Genomic DNA, 19,472 nt, shown 5'->3' on the forward strand with positions numbered 1-19,472 from the left:
AGCTGCGCTTGTCGGATCAGGCCGAAACGCGCGGGATGGTGTCATCGGCGCGCAAGGTGAAAATCTCGTAGCCGGTGTCGGTCACCACCAGGGTATGTTCCCACTGTGCCGAGAGCTTGCGGTCCTTGGTGATCGCGGTCCAGCCGTCGCCCAGCACCTTGGTGTCGGCCTTGCCCTGGTTGATCATCGGCTCGATGGTGAAGGTCATGCCGGCCTTGAGTTCCATGCCGGTGCCGGCACGGCCGTAGTGCAGGATCTGCGGTTCTTCATGGAAGACCTTGCCGATGCCGTGGCCGCAGAACTCACGAACCACCGAGAAACCGTTCTTTTCGGCGTGTTTCTGGATGATTTCACCGATGTCGCCCAGGCGGCAGCCGGGTTTGACGATTTCGATGGCTTTGTACATGCATTCCTGGGTCACTTGCGACAGGCGTTCGGCCCAGACCGGCACGGTGCCGACGTGGAACATGCGGCTGGTGTCACCGTGGTAGCCGTCCTTGATCACGGTCACGTCGATGTTCAGGGTGTCGCCATCCTTCAACGGCTTCTCGTTCGGGATGCCGTGGCAGACCACGTGGTTGATCGAGGTGCAGATCGACTTCGGGTAGCCCTTGTAATTCAGCGGGGCAGGGATGGCCTTCTGCTCGTTGACGATGTAGTCGTGGCAGATGCGGTCGAGTTCTTCGGTGGTGATGCCCGGTTTGACATGTTCGGCAATCATTTCCAGCACATCGGCGGCCAGTTTGCCGGCGACACGCATTTTTGCGATGTCCTCCGGGGTTTTGAGGGTGACGGTCATACAGGCTCTCTCTGCGCTCGATGGCGCTTGCTAAAACGAAATGGGCGCTGCGCGATCGATCTGTCGCGGCCCTGAAAAACCCGATTCTATCAGACGATCAGGGCAAATCTGAGCCTCTGTGCGTCGCTTCTCTCTATAGAAGGGTGCATTGCTGGCGAATTCCAGGGCGCGAAATAAAAGCCCTGGCCTGGATTTCATAATCCGGGTTCCGTTTCCCCCCACCTTGTGGTATAAAATGCGCCGCTTTCCGGGGATCCCCTGAAAAGCCTAAATCCACACACGTGTCGACACGATGACCTGGGTGCCTTCGGCTTTTGCCGCTGGTTGGTCATTGGGATACGTGGAGGCCAAACCCGACTTATCAAGGAACTATCATGTCCCAAGTCAATATGCGCGATATGCTGAAGGCCGGTGTGCACTTCGGTCACCAGACCCGTTACTGGAACCCGAAAATGGGCAAGTACATTTTCGGCGCGCGCAACAAGATCCACATTATCAACCTTGAAAAAACCCTGCCAATGTTCAACGAAGCTCTGACTTTCGTAGAACGTCTGGCCCAGGGCAAAAACAAGATCCTGTTCGTCGGCACCAAGCGTTCCGCTGGCAAGATCGTTGCTGAAGAAGCAGCACGTTGCGGTTCGCCGTACGTCGATCACCGCTGGTTGGGTGGCATGCTGACCAACTTCAAGACCATCCGTGCTTCCATCAAGCGTCTGCGTGACCTTGAAGTGCAAGCCGAAGACGGTACTTTCGCCAAGCTGACCAAGAAAGAGGCGCTGATGCGCACTCGCGACCTGGAAAAGCTCGATCGTTCCCTGGGTGGTATCAAGGACATGGGCGGCCTGCCAGACGCTCTGTTCGTTATCGACGTTGATCACGAGCGCATCGCGATCACCGAAGCCAACAAGCTGGGCATCCCGGTTATCGGCGTAGTCGATACCAACAGCAGCCCGGAAGGCGTTGACTACATCATCCCAGGCAACGATGACGCAATCCGCGCTATCCAGCTGTACATGGGTTCGATGGCTGACGCAGTCATCCGTGGTCGCAACCACGTTGCTGGCGGTACCGAGCAGTTCGTTGAAGAAGCTCCGGCAGCTGCAGCTGAGTAATTGACGCCCTGGCGTTGACTCAGTAAGCAAAAAGGGGGCTTGGCCCCCTTTTTGCCACCTCGAAAACCGTTTGTCGGCCCCGCACTTGCAGAGCTGTAACGTGCAGCGGCTTACAACGGTGGTTCGGGAAGAATTGATCGCCCGTTCGATCGGGTGGAATGGTTGAAAACCTATCCAAGAGGATTTTGAAATGGCAGAGATTACTGCAGCGTTGGTCAAAGAACTGCGCGAGCGTACCGGCGAAGGCATGATGGATTGCAAAAAGGCCTTGACCAAGGCCGGCGGCGACATCGAAAAAGCCATTGATGACATGCGTGCTTCCGGCGCTATCAAGGCTGCCAAGAAAGCAGGCAACGTGGCTGCTGAAGGCGCTATCGCTCTCAAGGAAGACGGTAAATCCGCCGTTCTGCTGGAAGTGAACTCGCAGACCGACTTCCTGGCTCTGCAGGACGACTTCAAGGCATTTGTTGCTGCAAGCGTTGAAAAAGCGTTCGCTGACAAGCTGACTGACGTCGCTCCGCTGATCGAAGCTCAAGAAGCCGATCGCCTGGTTCTGGTCGGCAAGGTTGGCGAAAACGTCAACATCCGTCGCCTGGCTCGCGTTGAAGGTGATGTTGTTGGTGGTTACCTGCACGGCAACAAGATCGGTGTTGCGGTTGTCCTGAAGGGCGGCACTGTTGAATTGGCCAAGGACATCGCTATGCACGTAGCGGCGACCAACCCTGAATTCCTGCTGCCATCGGAAGTTTCCGCTGAAGCGGTCGAGCGTGAGAAGGGCGTATTCCTGACCCTCAACGCTGACAAGATCGCCGGCAAGCCGGAAAACATCGTTGAAAACATGGTCAAAGGCCGCATCAGCAAGTTCCTGGCTGAAGCGAGCCTGGTTGAGCAGGCGTTCGTCAAGAACCCTGAAATCAAGGTCGGCGACCTGGCCAAGAAAGCCGGTGCTGAAATCGTTTCTTTCACCTACTTCAAAGTAGGCGAAGGCATCGAGAAGCCGGTCGACAACTTCGCTGAAGAAGTTGCTGCCCAGCTGGCTGCCGCCAAGCAATAAGACGGTTTTTCAACTGTCGCCCAGAAGAGGCTGCCCGCTCACGCGCGCAGCCTCTTTTCAGATGGGGTACCAAATTTTTATTGGTTTCCCTTTGGAACTGGCTTACAAAGCCATGTTCCGATGGCGCTGAAGCAGCGCCAGGCTAGAGTGAACAGCCAGCTGTAAACAGCTCGCAAAGAATTTTTAAAATACGCCGCAGGAGAGATTCGCAATGGCTCAGCAGGGCAGTGGTTATCAGGCTCGCTATAAACGCATTCTACTCAAGCTTAGCGGCGAAGCCTTGATGGGCTCGGAAGAGTTCGGGATCGATCCGAAAGTTCTGGATCGCATGGCGCTGGAAGTCGGCCAGCTGGTGGGCATCGGTGTGCAGGTCGGTCTGGTGATCGGTGGTGGCAACCTGTTCCGCGGTGCGGCACTGAGTGCGGCTGGCATGGATCGGGTCACTGGCGACCACATGGGCATGCTGGCCACTGTGATGAACGCCCTGGCCATGCGTGATGCGCTGGAGCGGGCCAATATCTCGGCCATCGTGATGTCGGCCATCTCCATGGTCGGTGTGACCGATCACTACGATCGCCGCAAGGCCATGCGCCACCTGAACGCCAAGGAGGTTGTGATTTTCGCGGCGGGTACCGGTAACCCGTTCTTCACTACCGATTCGGCAGCCTGCCTGCGTGCAATCGAAATCGATGCCGATGTAGTGCTCAAGGCGACCAAGGTCGATGGCGTTTACACTGCCGACCCATTCAAAGACCCGCATGCCGAGAAGTTCGATCATCTGACTTACGATGAAGTGCTGGATCGCAAGCTGGGCGTGATGGACCTGACCGCCATTTGCCTGTGCCGCGACCATAAGATGCCGTTGCGCGTATTTAACATGAACAAGCCCGGCGCCCTGCTGAACATCGTGCACGGCGGCGCTGAAGGGACCCTGATCGAGGAAGGCCAACAATGATCAACGAAATCAAGAAAGACGCTAAAGAGCGTATGCAGAAATCCGTCGAGTCGCTGATGCACAACTTCGGCCGTATTCGTACGGGCCAGGCGCATCCGAGCATTCTCGAAGGCGTGATGGTGCCGTATTACGGTTCCGACACCCCGATCAAGCAAGTGGCGAACATCACCGTCAAGGACGCCCGTACCCTGCAAGTCGTGGCCTTCGAGCGCAACATGCTCGGTGCCGTCGACAAAGCCATCGGTAGCGCGGGTCTGAACCTCAACCCGACCAACCTGGGTGAGTTGCTGCTGATCCCCATGCCGGCCCTGACCGAAGAAACCCGCAAGGGCTTCACCAAACAGGCTCGCGATGTCGCTGAAGATGCCCGTGTTGCGGTGCGCAACATCCGCCGTGATGCGAACAGCCAGCTCAAGGACCTGGTCAAGGAAAAGGAAATCAGTGAAGACGAAGAACGTCGCGCCACTGGCGAAATTGATGATCTGACCAAAAAGTACGTGGCTGAAATCGACGCGAATTTGGCGCAGAAAGAAAAAGACCTGATGGCCGTCTAAGGGTCGCGTTGTCATGGATAAGATCAAGCAGAGTGCGCCGACTGCGGTGCCGCGCCATGTCGCGATCATCATGGATGGTAATAATCGTTGGGCGAAAAAACGCTTTTTGCCGGGTGTCGCCGGGCATAAAGCGGGTGTGGACGCCGTTCGGGCCGTGATCGAAGTGTGTGCCGAGGCCAAGGTCGAAGTGCTGACGCTGTTCGCCTTCTCCAGTGAGAACTGGCAGCGTCCGGCCGCCGAGGTCAGTGCCTTGATGGATCTGTTCTTCAGGGCGCTGCGGCGTGAAGCCAGGCGCCTGAACGAGAACAACATCAGTTTGCGCATCATCGGCGACCGTTCTCGCTTTCATCCAGAGCTGCAGACTGCCATGCGTGAAGCCGAGGCCATGACGGTGGGCGCCAATCGCTTCATCCTGCAGATCGCCGCCAACTACGGCGGTCAGTGGGATATCGCGCAAGCCGCACAGCATCTGGCGCGGGAAGTTCAGGCCGGGCATCTGCGTCCGGAAGATATCACCCCGCAGCTGTTGCAAACCTGTCTGGTCACCGGTGATCTGCCGTTGCCGGACTTGTGCATCCGGACCGGTGGCGAGCATCGCATCAGTAACTTCCTGCTGTGGCAACTGGCTTACGCCGAGTTGTACTTTTCCGACCTGTTCTGGCCGGACTTCAAACACGACGCCATGCGTAACGCGCTGGCCGATTACGCTTCTCGCCAACGCCGCTTCGGTAAAACGAGCGAGCAGGTCGAGTCTGGGGCCCGGGTTTAATGCTTAAACAACGAATCATCACTGCACTGATCCTGCTACCGATTGCGCTGTGCGGGTTTTTCCTGCTTGAAGGCACGGGTTTTGCCCTGTTCATCGGGGTGGTCGTGACGCTCGGGGCCTGGGAATGGGCGCGCCTGGCGGGCTTCACCGAGCAGCCGATCCGTGTCGCCTATGCGGTGGTGGTCGCGTTGATGCTGTTTGTCATGCACATCCTGCCGGGGCTGGCGCCGTGGGTACTGGGCGCCTCGGTGCTCTGGTGGGCTGTTGCGACCTGGCTGGTACTGACTTACCCGCGCTCCAGCGAGCACTGGGCCAGCGCCGCCTGCAAGCTGGTGATCGGTCTGCTGATTTTGCTGCCGGCCTGGCAAGGGCTGGTTCAGATCAAGCAGGAGCCATTGGGTAACTGGCTGATCATGGCGGTGATGGTGCTGGTTTGGGGGGCCGATATCGGTGCTTACTTTTCTGGTCGGGCGTTCGGCAAGCGCAAACTGGCCCCCAAGGTCAGTCCCGGCAAAAGCTGGGAAGGCGTGTATGGCGGGTTGATCCTGAGCCTGGTGATCACGGCAATCGTCGGGATCGTTCGCGACTGGAGTTTCGCCCAGGTGCTGATCGGTCTGATCTGCGCCGCGGTGATCGTGTTTATCTCGGTGGTGGGTGACCTCACCGAAAGCATGTTCAAACGCCAATCCGGGATCAAGGACAGCAGCAGCCTGCTGCCTGGTCACGGCGGTGTGCTCGACCGCATCGACAGTCTTACGGCGGCGATTCCAGTGTTTGCCGTATTGCTGTGGATGGCTGCACCGTGAGCCGCCCACAACAGATCACCGTTCTGGGGGCGACCGGCTCGATCGGTTTGAGCACGCTCGACGTCATTGCGCGTCACCCTGAGCGTTATCAGGTGTTTGCCTTGAGTGGCTTCACCCGCTTGAGTGAGCTGCGGGCGCTGTGCGTGCGTCATGCGCCGCGGTTTGCCGTGGTGCCCGAGGCGAGCGCTGCCCGAGGTTTGCAGGACGACTTGCATGCGGCGGGCCTGTCGACCCGGGTGCTGGTGGGGGAGGAGGGGTTGTGCCAGGTGGCGGCCGATCCCGAGGTCGATGCCGTGATGGCGGCTATCGTTGGAGCGGCGGGCTTGCGTCCGACCCTGGCGGCCGTCGAAGCCGGCAAGAAAATCCTCCTGGCCAACAAAGAAGCGCTGGTGATGTCCGGTGCGCTGTTCATGCAGGCCGTGCACAAAAGCGGTTCGGTGCTGCTGCCGATCGACAGTGAGCACAACGCGATTTTCCAGTGCATGCCAGGGGATTTTGCCCGTGGTCTGGGGGCGGTCGGGGTGCGTCGGATTTTACTGACAGCCTCGGGTGGTCCGTTCCGGCAGACACCGATGGCCGAGCTGGAGCACGTTACCCCCGATCAGGCGTGTGCCCATCCGAACTGGTCAATGGGGCGCAAGATTTCGGTGGATTCGGCCAGCATGATGAACAAGGGGCTCGAGTTGATCGAGGCCTGCTGGCTGTTCGATGCCAAGCCGTCCCAGGTCGAGGTGGTGATTCACCCGCAGAGCGTGATTCATTCGTTAGTCGATTACATCGATGGTTCGGTATTGGCTCAATTGGGCAATCCGGACATGCGTACCCCCATCGCCAATGCACTGGCCTGGCCAGAGCGGATCGACTCAGGCGTGCCGCCGCTAGATCTGTTTGCCATCGCGCGCCTGGATTTCCAGGCGCCCGATGAAGGTCGCTTCCCTTGCCTGCGCCTTGCGCGTCAGGCGGCCGAAGCGGGCAATAGTGCGCCGGCCATGCTCAATGCGGCGAATGAAGTGGCGGTCGCGGCCTTTCTCGACGGACGGGTTCGTTACCCGGAAATCGCGAGTATCATCGAGGAAGTGTTGAATCTCGAGCCGGTGGTAACGGTGGACGATCTCGACGCGGTGTTTACGGCGGACACGAAGGCGCGTGTGCTGGCCGGGCAATGGTTGAGTCGTCACGGGCGGTAAGTGCTGAAAACGTTGGCCCATGCAGCAACGAACAGGATTGCGGAGAAAGTAGATGAGCGCGCTCTATATGATTGTCGGCACCCTGATAGCCTTGGGTGTGCTGGTCACCTTCCACGAGTTCGGCCATTTCTGGGTCGCACGTCGCTGTGGGGTCAAAGTGCTGCGTTTTTCCGTGGGCTTTGGCATGCCATTGCTGCGCTGGCACGACAAGCAAGGCACTGAATTCGTGGTCGCCGCCATCCCGCTGGGCGGTTATGTGAAGATGCTCGACGAGCGCGAAGGCGAAGTACCTGCCGATCAGATCGATCAGTCCTTCAATCGCAAATCCGTCCGTCAACGCATCGCTATCGTCGCGGCCGGCCCGATTGCCAACTTTTTACTGGCGATGTTTTTTTTCTGGGTGGTCGCGATGCTCGGCAGCGAGCAGGTGCGACCTGTCATCGGCGCGGTCGAGTCGGGAAGCATTGCCGCCAAGGCAGGTTTGAGCGCCGGCCAGGAAATCATTGCCATCGACGGCGAGCCTACTTCCGGCTGGGCTGCGGTGAACCTGCAGCTGGTACGTCGCCTGGGCGAGAGCGGTTCCCTGCAATTGCTGGTTCGCGAGCAAGGCTCCTCGGCAGAATCGCCTCGTGAGCTGGCGCTGGACAAATGGCTCAAGGGCGCCGATGAGCCGGATCCGATTCGCTCGCTGGGGATTCGTCCCTGGCGTCCGGCCCTGCCACCGGTGCTGGCCGAACTTGATCCAAAAGGCCCGGCCCAGGCTGCCGGCCTGAAGACCGGTGATCGATTGCGCGCCCTGGACGGCCAGGCACTCGATGACTGGCAGCAAGTGGTCGATACCGTCCGTATGCGTCCTGACAGCAAGATCATCCTGCGCATCGAGCGCGACGCTGCTCAAATCGACGTCCCGGTGACGCTGGCGGCGCGTGGGGAGAAGAAGGCACCCAGTGGTTATCTCGGGGCGGGGGTAAAGGCAGTCGACTGGCCGCCCGAGATGATTCGCGAGGTCAGTTACGGTCCCGTGGCAGCGATCGGGGAGGGGGCTCGACGCACCTGGACCATGAGTGTGCTGACCCTCGATTCGCTGAAGAAAATGTTGTTCGGCGAGCTCTCGGTAAAAAACTTGAGTGGACCGATAACCATTGCTAAAGTGGCGGGCGCTTCTGCCCAGTCGGGTGTCGCTGATTTCCTGAATTTCCTTGCTTATCTGAGTATTAGCCTGGGTGTTCTGAATTTGTTGCCCATTCCAGTACTGGATGGGGGGCATCTGTTGTTTTATCTGATCGAGTGGGTGCGTGGTCGCCCCTTGTCGGATCGGGTGCAGGGTTGGGGGATACAGATCGGTATCAGTTTGGTGGTCGGGGTGATGTTGCTTGCTCTGGTCAATGATCTGGGTCGACTGTAACGCTTCGCTGAATTGCGAATCTGCCGCATTTTGCGGCAGTTTGTTTATTGCCAGTTGGAATAAGAAAGGACTTCATGAAACGTCTGCTGCTAACTGCGGTTCTCACCGTATTGATGATCGCCGAAGTTCACGCCGAGTCCTTCACCATCTCTGATATTCGCGTCAATGGCCTCCAGCGGGTTTCCGCGGGGAGTGTCTTTGGTGCCTTGCCGTTGAACGTCGGTGAAAAGGCGGACGATCGTCGCCTGGTGGAATCCACTCGTGCGTTGTTCAAAACCGGTTTTTTCCAGGATATCCAGCTGGGCCGCGATGGCAACGTCCTGGTCATTACTGTAGTCGAGCGTCCCTCGGTCGCCAGTATCGAGATCGAGGGCAACAAGGCGATCTCCACTGAAGACCTGATGAAGGGGCTCAAGCAGTCCGGTCTGGCCGAAGGCGAGATCTTCCAGCGCGCCACCCTCGAAGGCGTGCGTAACGAGCTGCAGCGCCAGTACGTCGCCCAGGGTCGCTACTCGGCCACTGTCGACACCGAAGTGGTGCCACAGCCGCGTAACCGCGTTGCGCTGAAGGTCAACATCAACGAAGGCACCGTCGCGGCTATCCAGCACATCAACGTGGTGGGTAACACCGTCTTCCCTGACGAAGACCTGATCGACCTGTTCGAACTCAAGACCAGCAACTGGTTGTCGTTCTTCAAGAACGACGACAAGTACGCCCGTGAAAAACTGTCCGGTGACCTGGAGCGTCTGCGTTCCTACTACCTGGACCGTGGCTATATCAACATGGATATCGCTTCGACCCAGGTGTCCATCACCCCGGACAAGAAACACGTCTATATCACCGTCAACGTCAACGAAGGCGAGAAGTACACCGTTCGTAACGTCAAGCTGAGCGGCGACCTGAAAGTCCCTGAAGACCAGGTCAAGTCGCTGTTGCTGGTGCAGAAAGGCCAGGTGTTCTCGCGCAAGCTGATGACCACCACGTCGGAACTGATCACCCGCCGCCTGGGTAACGAGGGTTACACCTTCGCCAACGTCAACGGCGTGCCTCAGCCTCACGATGACGACCACACGGTAGACATCACGTTCGCCGTCGATCCGGGCAAGCGTGCCTACGTCAACCGTATCAACTTCCGTGGCAACACCAAGTCCGAAGACGAAGTGCTGCGCCGTGAAATGCGTCAGATGGAAGGCGGCTGGGCTTCGACCTACCTGATCGACCAATCCAAGACCCGTCTTGAGCGCCTGGGCTTCTTCAAGGAAGTCAACGTCGAAACGCCGGCCGTGCCGGGCGTCGATGACCAGGTCGATGTGAACTACAGCGTTGAAGAACAGGCTTCCGGTTCGATTACCGCCAGTGTCGGTTTCGCCCAGAGCGCCGGTCTGATCCTTGGTGGTTCGATTACCCAGAACAACTTCCTGGGTACCGGTAACAAGGTCAGCGTCGGTTTGACCCGCAGTGAATACCAGAGCCGTTATAACTTCGGTTATGTCGACCCGTACTGGACTGCCGATGGCGTGAGCCTGGGTTACAACGCTTTCTATCGCACCACTGACTACGACGATCTCGACGTCGACGTGGCCAGCTATGCCGTGGACAGCCTGGGTGCTGGCGTGAGCGTCGGCTACCCGATCAGCGAAACGTCGCGCCTGACCTTCGGCCTGACTGCGCAACAAGACAAGATCAAGACAGGCGTCTACACCGTTGACGAGATCTTCGACTTCGTTAACAAGGAAGGCGACAACTACCTGAACTTCAAGGCCTCGGCCGGCTGGTCCGAATCCACCCTGAACAAGGGCGTACTCGCCACCCGTGGTCGTTCCCAAAGCCTGGTGCTGGAAACCACCACGCCTGGCAGCGACCTGTCGTTCTTCAAGCTCGATTACCGTGGCCAGTTGTTCCAGCCGTTGAGTGAAAACTACACCATGCGCCTGCACACCGAACTGGGTTATGGCGATGGCTACGGTTCGACCGATGGCTTGCCGTTCTATGAAAACTACTATGCTGGTGGTTTCAACTCGGTACGTGGCTTCAAGGACAGCACCCTGGGTCCGCGCAGTACGCCGAGTCGTGGTACAAACCCGGGTACATTGGCCGATCCGGACCAGGATCCGCTACCGTTTGGTGGCAACGTCCTGATCCAGGGCGGTGTAGAGCTTCTGTTCCCTCTGCCGTTCGTCAAGGATCAACGCTCCCTGCGTACGTCGGTATTCTGGGATGTGGGTAACGTTTTCGACTCGAAGTGCGAAGACACCACCAACGCAAACGGTACGTCGTCCAATACGAAGTGCAACGATATCAGTCTGAGCAACATGGCCAGTTCCGTCGGTGTCGGCGTGACCTGGGTCACCGCACTGGGTCCTCTGAGTTTCGCGTTGGCCATGCCCGTCAAGAAACCGGATGACGCTGAGACTCAAGTGTTCCAATTCTCCCTCGGCCAGACGTTCTAAGCGTCTGACCCAAGATAACGACAATGAATTTTGTAGGAGTACATCGTGCGTAAGTTGACTCAATTGGTTCTCCTGGCGACCGTACTGGTAGCAGGTCCGGCTTTTGCCGACATGAAAATCGCCGTGCTGAACTATCAGATGGCTCTGCTGGAGTCCGACGCGGCCAAGAAATACGCCGTGGATGCCGAGAAAAAATTCGGCCCTCAGTTGTCCAAGCTCAAGACGCTGGAAAGCAGTGCCAAAGGCATTCAGGATCGTCTGATGGCGGGCGGCGACAAGATGCAGCAAGGCGAGCGTGAACGCCTGGAACTCGAGTTCAAGCAAAAGGCCCGTGACTTCCAGTTCCAGTCCAAGGAACTGAACGAAGCCAAAGCCGTTGCCGACCGTGAAATGCTGAAGCAGCTCAAGCCGAAACTGGACAGCGCTGTGGAAGAAGTCATCAAGAAAGGTGCTTTTGACCTGGTCTTCGAGCGTGGCGCAGTGATTGATGTCAAGCCTCAATACGACATCACTCGCCAGGTTATCGAGCGCATGAATCAGCTGAAGTAATCCATGACAGCGACCATGAAACTCGGCCAGCTGGCCGAGTTCCTCGACGCCACCCTGCGTGGCGACGCGGAGAAGGAAATTACTGGGCTAGCCACTTTGCAAGAGGCTGGCCCAGCTCAGTTGAGCTTTCTGGCAAACCCTCAATACCGCAAATACCTGGCTGACAGCCGGGCCGCAGCCGTGTTGCTGAAGGCCGCCGATGCTGAAGGTTTCGTCGGTGATGCACTGGTGGTGGCCGATCCGTACCTGGCCTACGCCCGTGTTTCCCACCTGTTCGATCCCAAGCCCGAAGCGGTGGCCGGGATTCACCCGACGGCGGTCGTGGCGGCGGATGCGGTGGTCGATCCGGCGGCGAGTATCGGGGCCTTTGCCGTGATCGAAAGCGCAGCCCGCATTGCAGCCGGCGTGACTGTCGGCGCGCATTGCTTTATCGGTGCCCGCAGCGAGATTGGTGAAGGTGGTTGGCTGGCCCCGCGCGTCACGCTGTATCACGACGTGCGCATCGGCAAGCGGGTGGTGATTCAATCCGGGGCCGTGCTCGGTGGTGAAGGCTTCGGTTTTGCCAACGAGAAAGGTGTCTGGCAGAAAATCGCTCAGATCGGTGGAGTGCTGGTCGGTGATGATGTAGAGATCGGCGTGAATACCGCTGTTGATCGCGGTGCATTGGCCGATACTGTCATCGGTAATGGCGTCAAGCTCGACAATCAGATTCAGATCGCCCACAACGTCCAGATTGGTGATCACACTGCCATGGCTGCGTGCGTGGGGATCTCCGGCAGCAGCAAAATCGGCAAGCATTGCATGCTCGCCGGTGGCGTCGGGCTGGTGGGGCATATCGAAATCTGCGACAACGTGTTCATCACCGGGATGACCATGGTGACCCACTCGATTACCGAGCCGGGTTCCTATTCTTCCGGTACGGCCATGCAGCCGGCGGCCGAATGGCGCAAAAGCGCGGCACGCCTGCGTCAGCTCGATGACATCGCACGGCGACTGCGACAGCTGGAAAAGCGAGTAGGGGAAGTGACCCCTGACGATAATGCTTCATCAGATGGCTGATACCATTTCCATATCAAGTGTGCACAGCCGCTAGACGGCCTCCTTGATTTGCTAGAGGAATGCGCGTCAGTCGCGCGTTCCCAATCTTTACATAGGCTTCCCCCCGAAATGATGGACATCAACGAGATTCGCGAATACCTGCCTCACCGTTACCCGTTCCTGCTGGTGGACCGGGTCGTGGATCTGGATGTGGAAGGCAAGCGCATTCGCGCCTACAAGAATGTCAGCATCAACGAACCGTTCTTCAATGGTCACTTCCCTGCGCATCCAATCATGCCGGGCGTATTGATCATCGAAGCGATGGCTCAGGCTGCCGGGATCCTTGGTTTCAAAATGCTCGACGTGAAACCGGCCGATGGCACCCTCTATTACTTCGTCGGCTCCGACAAGCTGCGCTTCCGCCAGCCAGTGCTGCCGGGCGATCAGTTGATCCTTGAAGCCAAGTTCCTGAGCTGCAAGCGCCAGATCTGGAAGTTCGAGTGCCAGGCTTCGGTCGATGGCAAGCCAGTCTGCTCCGCGGAAATCATCTGCGCGGAACGCAAACTATGAGTTTGATTGACCCTCGCGCAATCATCGATCCGGCGGCCGTCCTGGCCGACGACGTCGAGGTCGGCCCCTGGTCGATCATCGGCGCTGGTGTGGAAATCGGCGAGGGGACAGTGATCGGGCCGCATGTGATTCTCAAAGGCCCGACCCGAATCGGCAGGCATAACCGCATCTACCAGTTTTCTTCGGTAGGCGAGGACACGCCCGATCTGAAATACAAGGGTGAAGAGACCCGCCTGGTCATCGGTGATCACAACGTCATCCGCGAAGGCGTGACCATTCACCGCGGCACCGTCCAAGACCGTTCGGAAACGACCCTGGGTGATCACAACCTGATCATGGCCTATGCCCACATCGGCCACGACAGCGTCATCGGCAACCACTGCATTCTGGTCAACAACACCGCGCTGGCGGGCCATGTGCACGTCGAGGACTGGGCGATCCTGTCCGGCTTTACCCTGGTCCACCAGTATTGCCACATCGGCGCCCACAGCTTTTCCGGCATGGGTACCGCCATCGGCAAGGACGTACCCGCGTACGTCACGGTATTCGGCAACCCGGCGGAAGCGCGCAGCATGAACTTCGAAGGCATGCGCCGTCGTGGGTTCAGCGAAGACGCGATCCACGCGTTGCGTCGTGCTTACAAAGTGGTTTACCGCCAGGGCCTGACGGTCGAGCAGGCGCTCGGCGAACTGGCCGAGCCCTCGGCGCAGTTTCCGGAAGTCGCGGTGTTTCGTGATTCCATCCAGTCTTCGACCCGCGGCATCACTCGTTAATCATGGCTAATCTGCGTATAGCGCTGGTAGCCGGTGAGGCTTCCGGCGACATTCTGGGCGCCGGTCTGATGCGCGCGCTCAAGGCGCGGCATCCGGCGGTGGAGTTCATCGGGGTCGGCGGCCCGTTGATGCAGGCCGAAGGCCTGACCTCGTATTTCCCCATGGAACGTCTTTCCGTGATGGGCCTGGTGGAAGTGCTGGGCCGCTTGCGTGAGTTGCTCAAGCGCCGCAAGAAGCTGATCGCCGACCTGATCGCCGAGAAGCCGGACGTGTTCATCGGCATCGATGCCCCGGACTTCACCCTCAACATCGAGCTCAAGCTGCGTCAGGCCGGGATCAAGACCGTGCATTACGTCAGCCCGTCGGTCTGGGCCTGGCGGCAGAAACGGGTGCTGAAGATTCGCGAAGGCTGCGACCTGATGCTGACGCTGTTCCCCTTCGAAGCGAAATTCTATGAAGAGAAGGGCGTGCCGGTGCGGTTCGTCGGGCACTCCCTGGCCGATGCGATCCCGCTCGAAGCGGATCGCGCCGCCGCACGTGCCGAACTCGGCTTGCCGGACGGACCGCTGGTCGCACTGATGCCCGGCAGTCGCGGTGGCGAGGTGGGGCGTCTCGGTGCGTTGTTCCTCGATACCGCCCAGCGTCTGCGGGCCTTGCGCCCAGGCGTGCGCTTCGTCATGCCTTGCGCCAGCCCCGAGCGGCGCAAGCAGCTCGAGGAATTGCTGGCCGGTCGCGATCTGCCGCTGACCTTGCTCGACGGCAAATCCCATCTGGCCCTGGCGGCCTGCGACGCGGTGCTGATTGCCTCCGGAACGGCGACCCTTGAAGCCTTGCTGTACAAGCGGCCGATGGTGGTCGCCTATCGCCTGGCGCCACTGACGTTCTGGATTCTCAAGCGCATGGTGAAAAGCCCGTACGTCTCCTTGCCGAACCTGCTGGCCCAGCGCCTGCTGGTGCCCGAGCTGCTGCAGGACGATGCCACGGTCGAAGCCCTGGCCCAGACCTTGTCGCCGCTGATCGAGGGTGGGCAAGAGCAGACCCACGGCTTCGATGAAATTCACCGGACCCTTCGTCTGGATGCCTCCAACCAGGCTGCGGATGCAGTGCTGAACCTGATCGGTCAAGTACAATGAAAAAAACAAGCATGCAAATGGGGCTGGATTTCAACTTGGTCGCTGAAGTCGAAGAATTGGTTGCCGGCGTCGACGAAGTCGGTCGTGGCCCGCTCTGTGGCGCCGTGGTGACCGCTGCGGTGATCCTCGACCCGAGTCGGCCGATTCTGGGCCTGAACGACTCGAAGAAGCTGACCGGGGCCCGCCGCGAAAAGCTCTACGACGAAATCTGCGAAAAAGCCCTGAGCTGGTGCATCGCTCGCGCCGAAGTCGAAGAAATCGACGAATTGAACATTCTCCACGCCACCATGCTGGCCATGCAGCGCGCCGTCGAGGGCCTGCACATCACACCAAGACTGGCGATGATCGACGGCAACCGTTGCCCGAAACTGTCGATGCGCGCCGAAGCGGTGATCCAGGGTGACGGCCTGGTACCGGCCATCGCCGCGGCATCGATTCTGGCCAAGGTCAGTCGCGACCGTGAAATGGCTGCTTTCGAATTGGTTTACCCGGGTTACGGCATTGGCGGGCACAAGGGCTACCCGACCCCCGTTCATCTGGAAGCCCTGGCCCGCCTGGGTCCAACGCCGATTCACCGGCGCTCGTTCGCCCCGGTACGCCTGGCCTACGAGGCGCGGGCAAACCTGATCGTGAGTTAGTCGCAGGCTGATGTTTTCGCCAAGGCCCGGTACAATCCGGGCCTTGTTGTTTTTTAGATTATACGCAGGATCACTATGCCGGCTTCATTCGTTCACCTACGCCTGCACACTGAATATTCCCTGGTCGACGGTCTGGTGCGGATCAAACCGCTGGTCAAGACCCTGGTCGGCATGAACATGCCTGCCGTAGCGGTCACCGACCAGAACAACATGTGTTCCCTGGTCAAATTCTATAAAGCGGCCATGGGGGCGGGGATCAAGCCGATCTGCGGCGCCGACCTGTGGCTGTCGAACAAGGATCCGGATAACGCCCTGAGCCGGATCAGTCTGTTGGCCATGAACGCCGTCGGCTATCGCAACCTGACCGAACTGATCTCCCGAGGCTTCATCGACGGCCAGCGCAATGGTTCGATCATCATCGAGCGCGAGTGGGTGGCCGAAGCCAGCGAAGGCTTGATCATGCTGTCGGCTGCGAAAGAAGGCGAGATCGGCTTGGCCATGCTCAGTGGCAACCCGGCCGAAGCGGAAAACCTGGCGCGCGAATGGATGGCGGTGTTTCCGGATCGCTTCTACCTGGAAATCCAGCGCACCTATCGCCCCAACGATGAAGAACACTTGCACGGCGCCGTGGCCCTGGCCGAGAAAATCGGTGCGCCACTGGTGGCGACCAACGACGTGCGCTTCATCAAGCAGGAAGACTTTGCCGCCCACGAAACCCGCGTCTGCATCGGTGAAGGCCGCGCCCTCGACGATCCGCGGCGTTCCAAGAATTACAGCGACCAGCAATACCTCAAAAGCGCCGAGGAAATGGCTGAGCTGTTCAGCGACATCCCCGAGGCACTGGCAAATACGGTCGAGATCGCCAAGCGCTGCAACATCGAAGTGAAACTGGGCAAGCACTTCCTGCCCAACTTCCCGATTCCCGATGGCATGACCATCGACGAGTATTTCCGCAAGGTGTCCTTCGACGGTCTGGAAGATCGCTTGAGCGTCCTGCTGCCCAGGGACACCACCGAAGACTATGAAGCCAAGCGTCAGGTCTATGTCGACCGGTTGAATTTCGAGCTGGATATCATCATCCAGATGGGGTTCCCCGGTTACTTCCTGATCGTGATGGACTTTATCCAGTGGGCCAAGAGCAACGGTGTGCCGGTGGGCCCTGGCCGGGGGTCGGGTGCCGGGTCGCTGGTGGCCTATGTGCAGAAGATCACCGACCTCGACCCGCTGGAATATGACCTGCTGTTCGAACGGTTCCTTAACCCGGAACGGGTCTCGATGCCCGACTTCGACGTCGACTTCTGCATGGATGGCCGTGACCGCGTGATCGACTACGTGGCCGAGAAATACGGGCGCAATGCGGTCAGCCAGATCATCACGTTCGGTTCCATGGCGGCCAAGGCTGTGGTCCGTGACGTGGCGCGGGTGCAGGGCAAGTCCTACGGGCTGGCGGATCGTCTGTCGAAGATGATTCCCTTCGAAGTCGGCATGACCCTGGAAAAGGCTTACGAACAGGAAGAAATCCTGCGTGACTTCATCAAGGTCGATGAAGAAGCCGCGGAAATCTGGGAGATGGCGCGCAAGCTCGAAGGCGTTGTGCGTAACGTCGGCAAGCACGCCGGTGGTGTGGTGATCGCGCCGACCAAACTGACTGACTTCTCGCCGATCTATTGCGATGAGGCCGGTGACGGCCTGGTGACCCAGTTCGACAAGGATGACGTTGAGGCCGCCGGCCTGGTGAAGTTCGACTTCCTCGGTCTGCGAACGCTGACGGTCATCGACTGGGCGCTGAAAACCATTAACCGCGACCGCGCCAAGGTCGATGAGCCGCCGCTGGACATTGCATTCATCCCGCTGGATGACAAACCTACTTACCAGCTGCTGCAAAAGGCCGAAACCACCGCGGTGTTCCAGCTCGAGTCACGCGGCATGAAGGAGCTGATCAAAAAGCTCAAGCCCGACTGCCTGGAAGACTTGATCGCACTGGTGGCCCTGTTCCGTCCGGGCCCGTTGCAATCGGGCATGGTCGACGACTTCATCAACCGTAAGCACGGTCGCGCCGAACTCGCGTACCCGCACTCGGATTACCAGTACGAAGGCCTCAAACCGGTGCTGGCACCGACTTACGGCATCATCCTGTATCAGGAACAGGTGATGCAGATTGCCCAGGTCATGGCCGGTTACACCCTCGGCGGTGCGGACATGCTGCGTCGGGCCATGGGTAAGAAAAAGCCCGAAGAAATGGCCAAGCAGCGCGGCGGCTTCATCGAGGGTTGCAAGACCAACAATATCGAAGCCGACCTGGCCGGTAACATTTTCGACCTGGTGGAAAAATTCGCCGGTTATGGCTTCAACAAATCCCACTCCGCCGCTTATGGCCTGGTGTCGTACCAGACTGCGTGGCTGAAGACACACTACCCGGCACCGTTCATGGCCGCGGTACTGTCGGCGGATATGCACAACACCGACAAGGTCGTGACCTTGATCGAAGAAATTCGCACCATGAAGCTGCGTCTCGACGCGCCGGATGTGAATGCCTCGGAGTTCAAGTTCACGGTGAACGACGAAGGCCGCATCATTTACGGCCTCGGCGCGATCAAGGGCGTGGGCGAAGGGCCGGTCGAGGCGATTACCGAGGCGCGGCAGGACGGGCCGTTCAAGGACCTGTTCGATTTCTGTGCCCGGGTCGACCTCAAGCGCATCAACAAACGCACCCTGGACGGATTGATTCGCAGCGGCGCCCTGGATCGTCTGGGGCCCTGTTTCCATGACGAACCAAAGGCCTATCAAGCCAGCATCGACCAGAACCGCGCGATCTTGCTGACGGCGATGGAAGGGGCGATCAAGGCCGCCGAACAAACGGCCCGCACCCACGACAGTGGTCACGCGGACTTGTTTGGCGGGCTGTTCGTCGAGGCAGACGCCGATGTCTATGCCAATCACCGCAAGGCCAAGGAACTCACCCTCAAGGAACGCCTGAAAGGGGAGAAAGATACCCTCGGCCTGTACCTGACCGGTCACCCGATCGACGAATACGAAGGCGAGATCCGCCGTTTCGCCCGTCAGCGCATCATCGACCTGAAACCAGCTCGGGATACCCAGACGGTCGCGGGCATGATCATCGCCCTACGTGTGATGAAGAACAAAAAGGGCGACAAGATGGGGTTCATTACCCTTGACGATCGCTCTGGCCGGATCGAAGCCTCGTTGTTTGCCGACGCGTTCCATTCCGCGCAGTCGCTGTTGCAGACCGACGCGATGGTGGTGGTCGAAGGCGAAGTCAGCAACGACGACTTTTCCGGTGGCCTGCGCCTGCGAGTCAAGCGGGTGATGAGCATGGAAGATGCGCGCACCAACCTGGCCGAAAGCCTGCGCCTGAAACTGCAGACCAAGGACCTCAAGGGCGATCAGCTGCGCTGGCTGGGTGAGCTGTTCAAGCGTCACCGCGGTGCGTGCCCGATCACCATGGAGTACACGAGTCCCGATGCGAAGGCCTTGCTGCAGTTCGGCGAGACCTGGCGAATCGACCCGGCGGATGCCTTGATTCAAGCGCTGCGTGACCAGTTCGGGCGAGACAACGTCTTCCTCCAATACCGTTGACGGTCAGGCCTCATTCTTCTCCATCAAGAGCATGGCCTGATCTCGACCGGACTTTTTAATCTCGACCTGAACGCGCCTGTCCC

At 59.1% G+C, this 19,472-nt stretch carries 17 protein-coding genes; 16 read left to right on the plus strand and 1 reads right to left on the minus strand.

Annotation, left to right across the window (positions count from 1 at the left end):
* Positions 1-16 precede the first annotated feature (16 nt).
* Positions 17-799: a type I methionyl aminopeptidase gene (gene map / locus F8N80_RS13290; RefSeq protein WP_150745594.1), complete on the minus strand. Its 783-nt coding sequence runs from the start codon at positions 797-799 to the stop codon at positions 17-19.
* Positions 800-1,173: 374 nt separating this feature from the next.
* On the opposite strand from map, the gene rpsB reads away from it, so the two are divergent.
* The 16 genes from rpsB (at position 1,174) to dnaE (ending at position 19,389) form a co-directional block, all read left to right on the plus strand.
* Positions 1,174-1,911 carry a 30S ribosomal protein S2 gene (rpsB, locus tag F8N80_RS13295; protein WP_007907989.1) on the plus strand — a complete coding sequence of 246 codons (738 nt, stop codon included), beginning with the start codon at positions 1,174-1,176 and terminating at the stop codon, positions 1,909-1,911.
* A gap of 190 nt (positions 1,912-2,101) precedes the next feature.
* Positions 2,102-2,965, plus strand: a complete 864-nt coding sequence (gene tsf / locus F8N80_RS13300) for a translation elongation factor Ts (protein WP_150784008.1) — start codon at positions 2,102-2,104, stop codon at positions 2,963-2,965.
* Between the two features lie 211 nt (positions 2,966-3,176).
* A complete protein-coding gene (gene pyrH / locus F8N80_RS13305; protein ID WP_003172271.1) occupies positions 3,177-3,920 on the plus strand; it encodes a UMP kinase in 744 nt (247 codons plus the stop codon).
* Positions 3,917-4,474, plus strand: coding sequence for a ribosome recycling factor (gene frr, locus F8N80_RS13310; RefSeq protein ID WP_150745596.1), 558 nt, complete (start codon positions 3,917-3,919; stop codon positions 4,472-4,474). Before pyrH ends, frr begins: the two co-directional genes overlap by 4 nt.
* A gap of 13 nt (positions 4,475-4,487) precedes the next feature.
* The gene (gene uppS, locus F8N80_RS13315; RefSeq protein WP_150745597.1) at positions 4,488-5,243 is read left to right on the plus strand and encodes a polyprenyl diphosphate synthase; all 756 of its coding nucleotides are present in this window, start codon (positions 4,488-4,490) and stop codon (positions 5,241-5,243) included.
* Positions 5,243-6,049, plus strand: a complete 807-nt coding sequence (locus tag F8N80_RS13320; RefSeq protein WP_150745598.1) for a phosphatidate cytidylyltransferase — start codon at positions 5,243-5,245, stop codon at positions 6,047-6,049. The genes uppS and F8N80_RS13320 overlap by 1 nt, the downstream gene beginning before the upstream one ends.
* Positions 6,046-7,236: a 1-deoxy-D-xylulose-5-phosphate reductoisomerase gene (ispC, locus tag F8N80_RS13325; RefSeq protein ID WP_150745599.1), complete on the plus strand. Its 1,191-nt coding sequence runs from the start codon at positions 6,046-6,048 to the stop codon at positions 7,234-7,236. Before F8N80_RS13320 ends, ispC begins: the two co-directional genes overlap by 4 nt.
* Positions 7,237-7,288: 52 nt before the next feature.
* A complete protein-coding gene (gene rseP / locus F8N80_RS13330) occupies positions 7,289-8,641 on the plus strand; it encodes a sigma E protease regulator RseP (protein WP_150745600.1) in 1,353 nt (450 codons plus the stop codon).
* Between the two features lie 74 nt (positions 8,642-8,715).
* Positions 8,716-11,091: an outer membrane protein assembly factor BamA gene (gene bamA, locus F8N80_RS13335; RefSeq protein WP_150745601.1), complete on the plus strand. Its 2,376-nt coding sequence runs from the start codon at positions 8,716-8,718 to the stop codon at positions 11,089-11,091.
* A gap of 45 nt (positions 11,092-11,136) precedes the next feature.
* Entirely contained in the window at positions 11,137-11,640 is a 504-nt protein-coding gene (locus tag F8N80_RS13340) for an OmpH family outer membrane protein (protein WP_010462812.1), read from the plus strand.
* A 3-nt stretch (positions 11,641-11,643) separates the two neighbouring features.
* The gene (gene lpxD, locus F8N80_RS13345; RefSeq protein WP_150784009.1) at positions 11,644-12,699 is read left to right on the plus strand and encodes a UDP-3-O-(3-hydroxymyristoyl)glucosamine N-acyltransferase; all 1,056 of its coding nucleotides are present in this window, start codon (positions 11,644-11,646) and stop codon (positions 12,697-12,699) included.
* A 108-nt stretch (positions 12,700-12,807) separates the two neighbouring features.
* Positions 12,808-13,248, plus strand: a complete 441-nt coding sequence (gene fabZ / locus F8N80_RS13350; protein ID WP_007907157.1) for a 3-hydroxyacyl-ACP dehydratase FabZ — start codon at positions 12,808-12,810, stop codon at positions 13,246-13,248.
* Positions 13,245-14,021 carry an acyl-ACP--UDP-N-acetylglucosamine O-acyltransferase gene (gene lpxA / locus F8N80_RS13355; RefSeq protein WP_150784010.1) on the plus strand — a complete coding sequence of 259 codons (777 nt, stop codon included), beginning with the start codon at positions 13,245-13,247 and terminating at the stop codon, positions 14,019-14,021. Before fabZ ends, lpxA begins: the two co-directional genes overlap by 4 nt.
* 2 nt (positions 14,022-14,023) lie before the next feature.
* The gene (gene lpxB, locus F8N80_RS13360; protein WP_150784011.1) at positions 14,024-15,154 is read left to right on the plus strand and encodes a lipid-A-disaccharide synthase; all 1,131 of its coding nucleotides are present in this window, start codon (positions 14,024-14,026) and stop codon (positions 15,152-15,154) included.
* 11 nt (positions 15,155-15,165) lie between these two features.
* Complete coding sequence (rnhB, locus tag F8N80_RS13365) at positions 15,166-15,792, plus strand: ribonuclease HII (protein WP_150745660.1); 627 nt, start codon at positions 15,166-15,168, stop codon at positions 15,790-15,792.
* A gap of 75 nt (positions 15,793-15,867) precedes the next feature.
* Positions 15,868-19,389 carry a DNA polymerase III subunit alpha gene (gene dnaE, locus F8N80_RS13370; protein WP_150745605.1) on the plus strand — a complete coding sequence of 1,174 codons (3,522 nt, stop codon included), beginning with the start codon at positions 15,868-15,870 and terminating at the stop codon, positions 19,387-19,389.
* Positions 19,390-19,472 lie beyond the last annotated feature (83 nt).

It is taken from the genome of Pseudomonas fluorescens (genome assembly GCF_902497995.1).
GTDB lineage: Bacteria > Pseudomonadota > Gammaproteobacteria > Pseudomonadales > Pseudomonadaceae > Aquipseudomonas > Aquipseudomonas fluorescens_BK.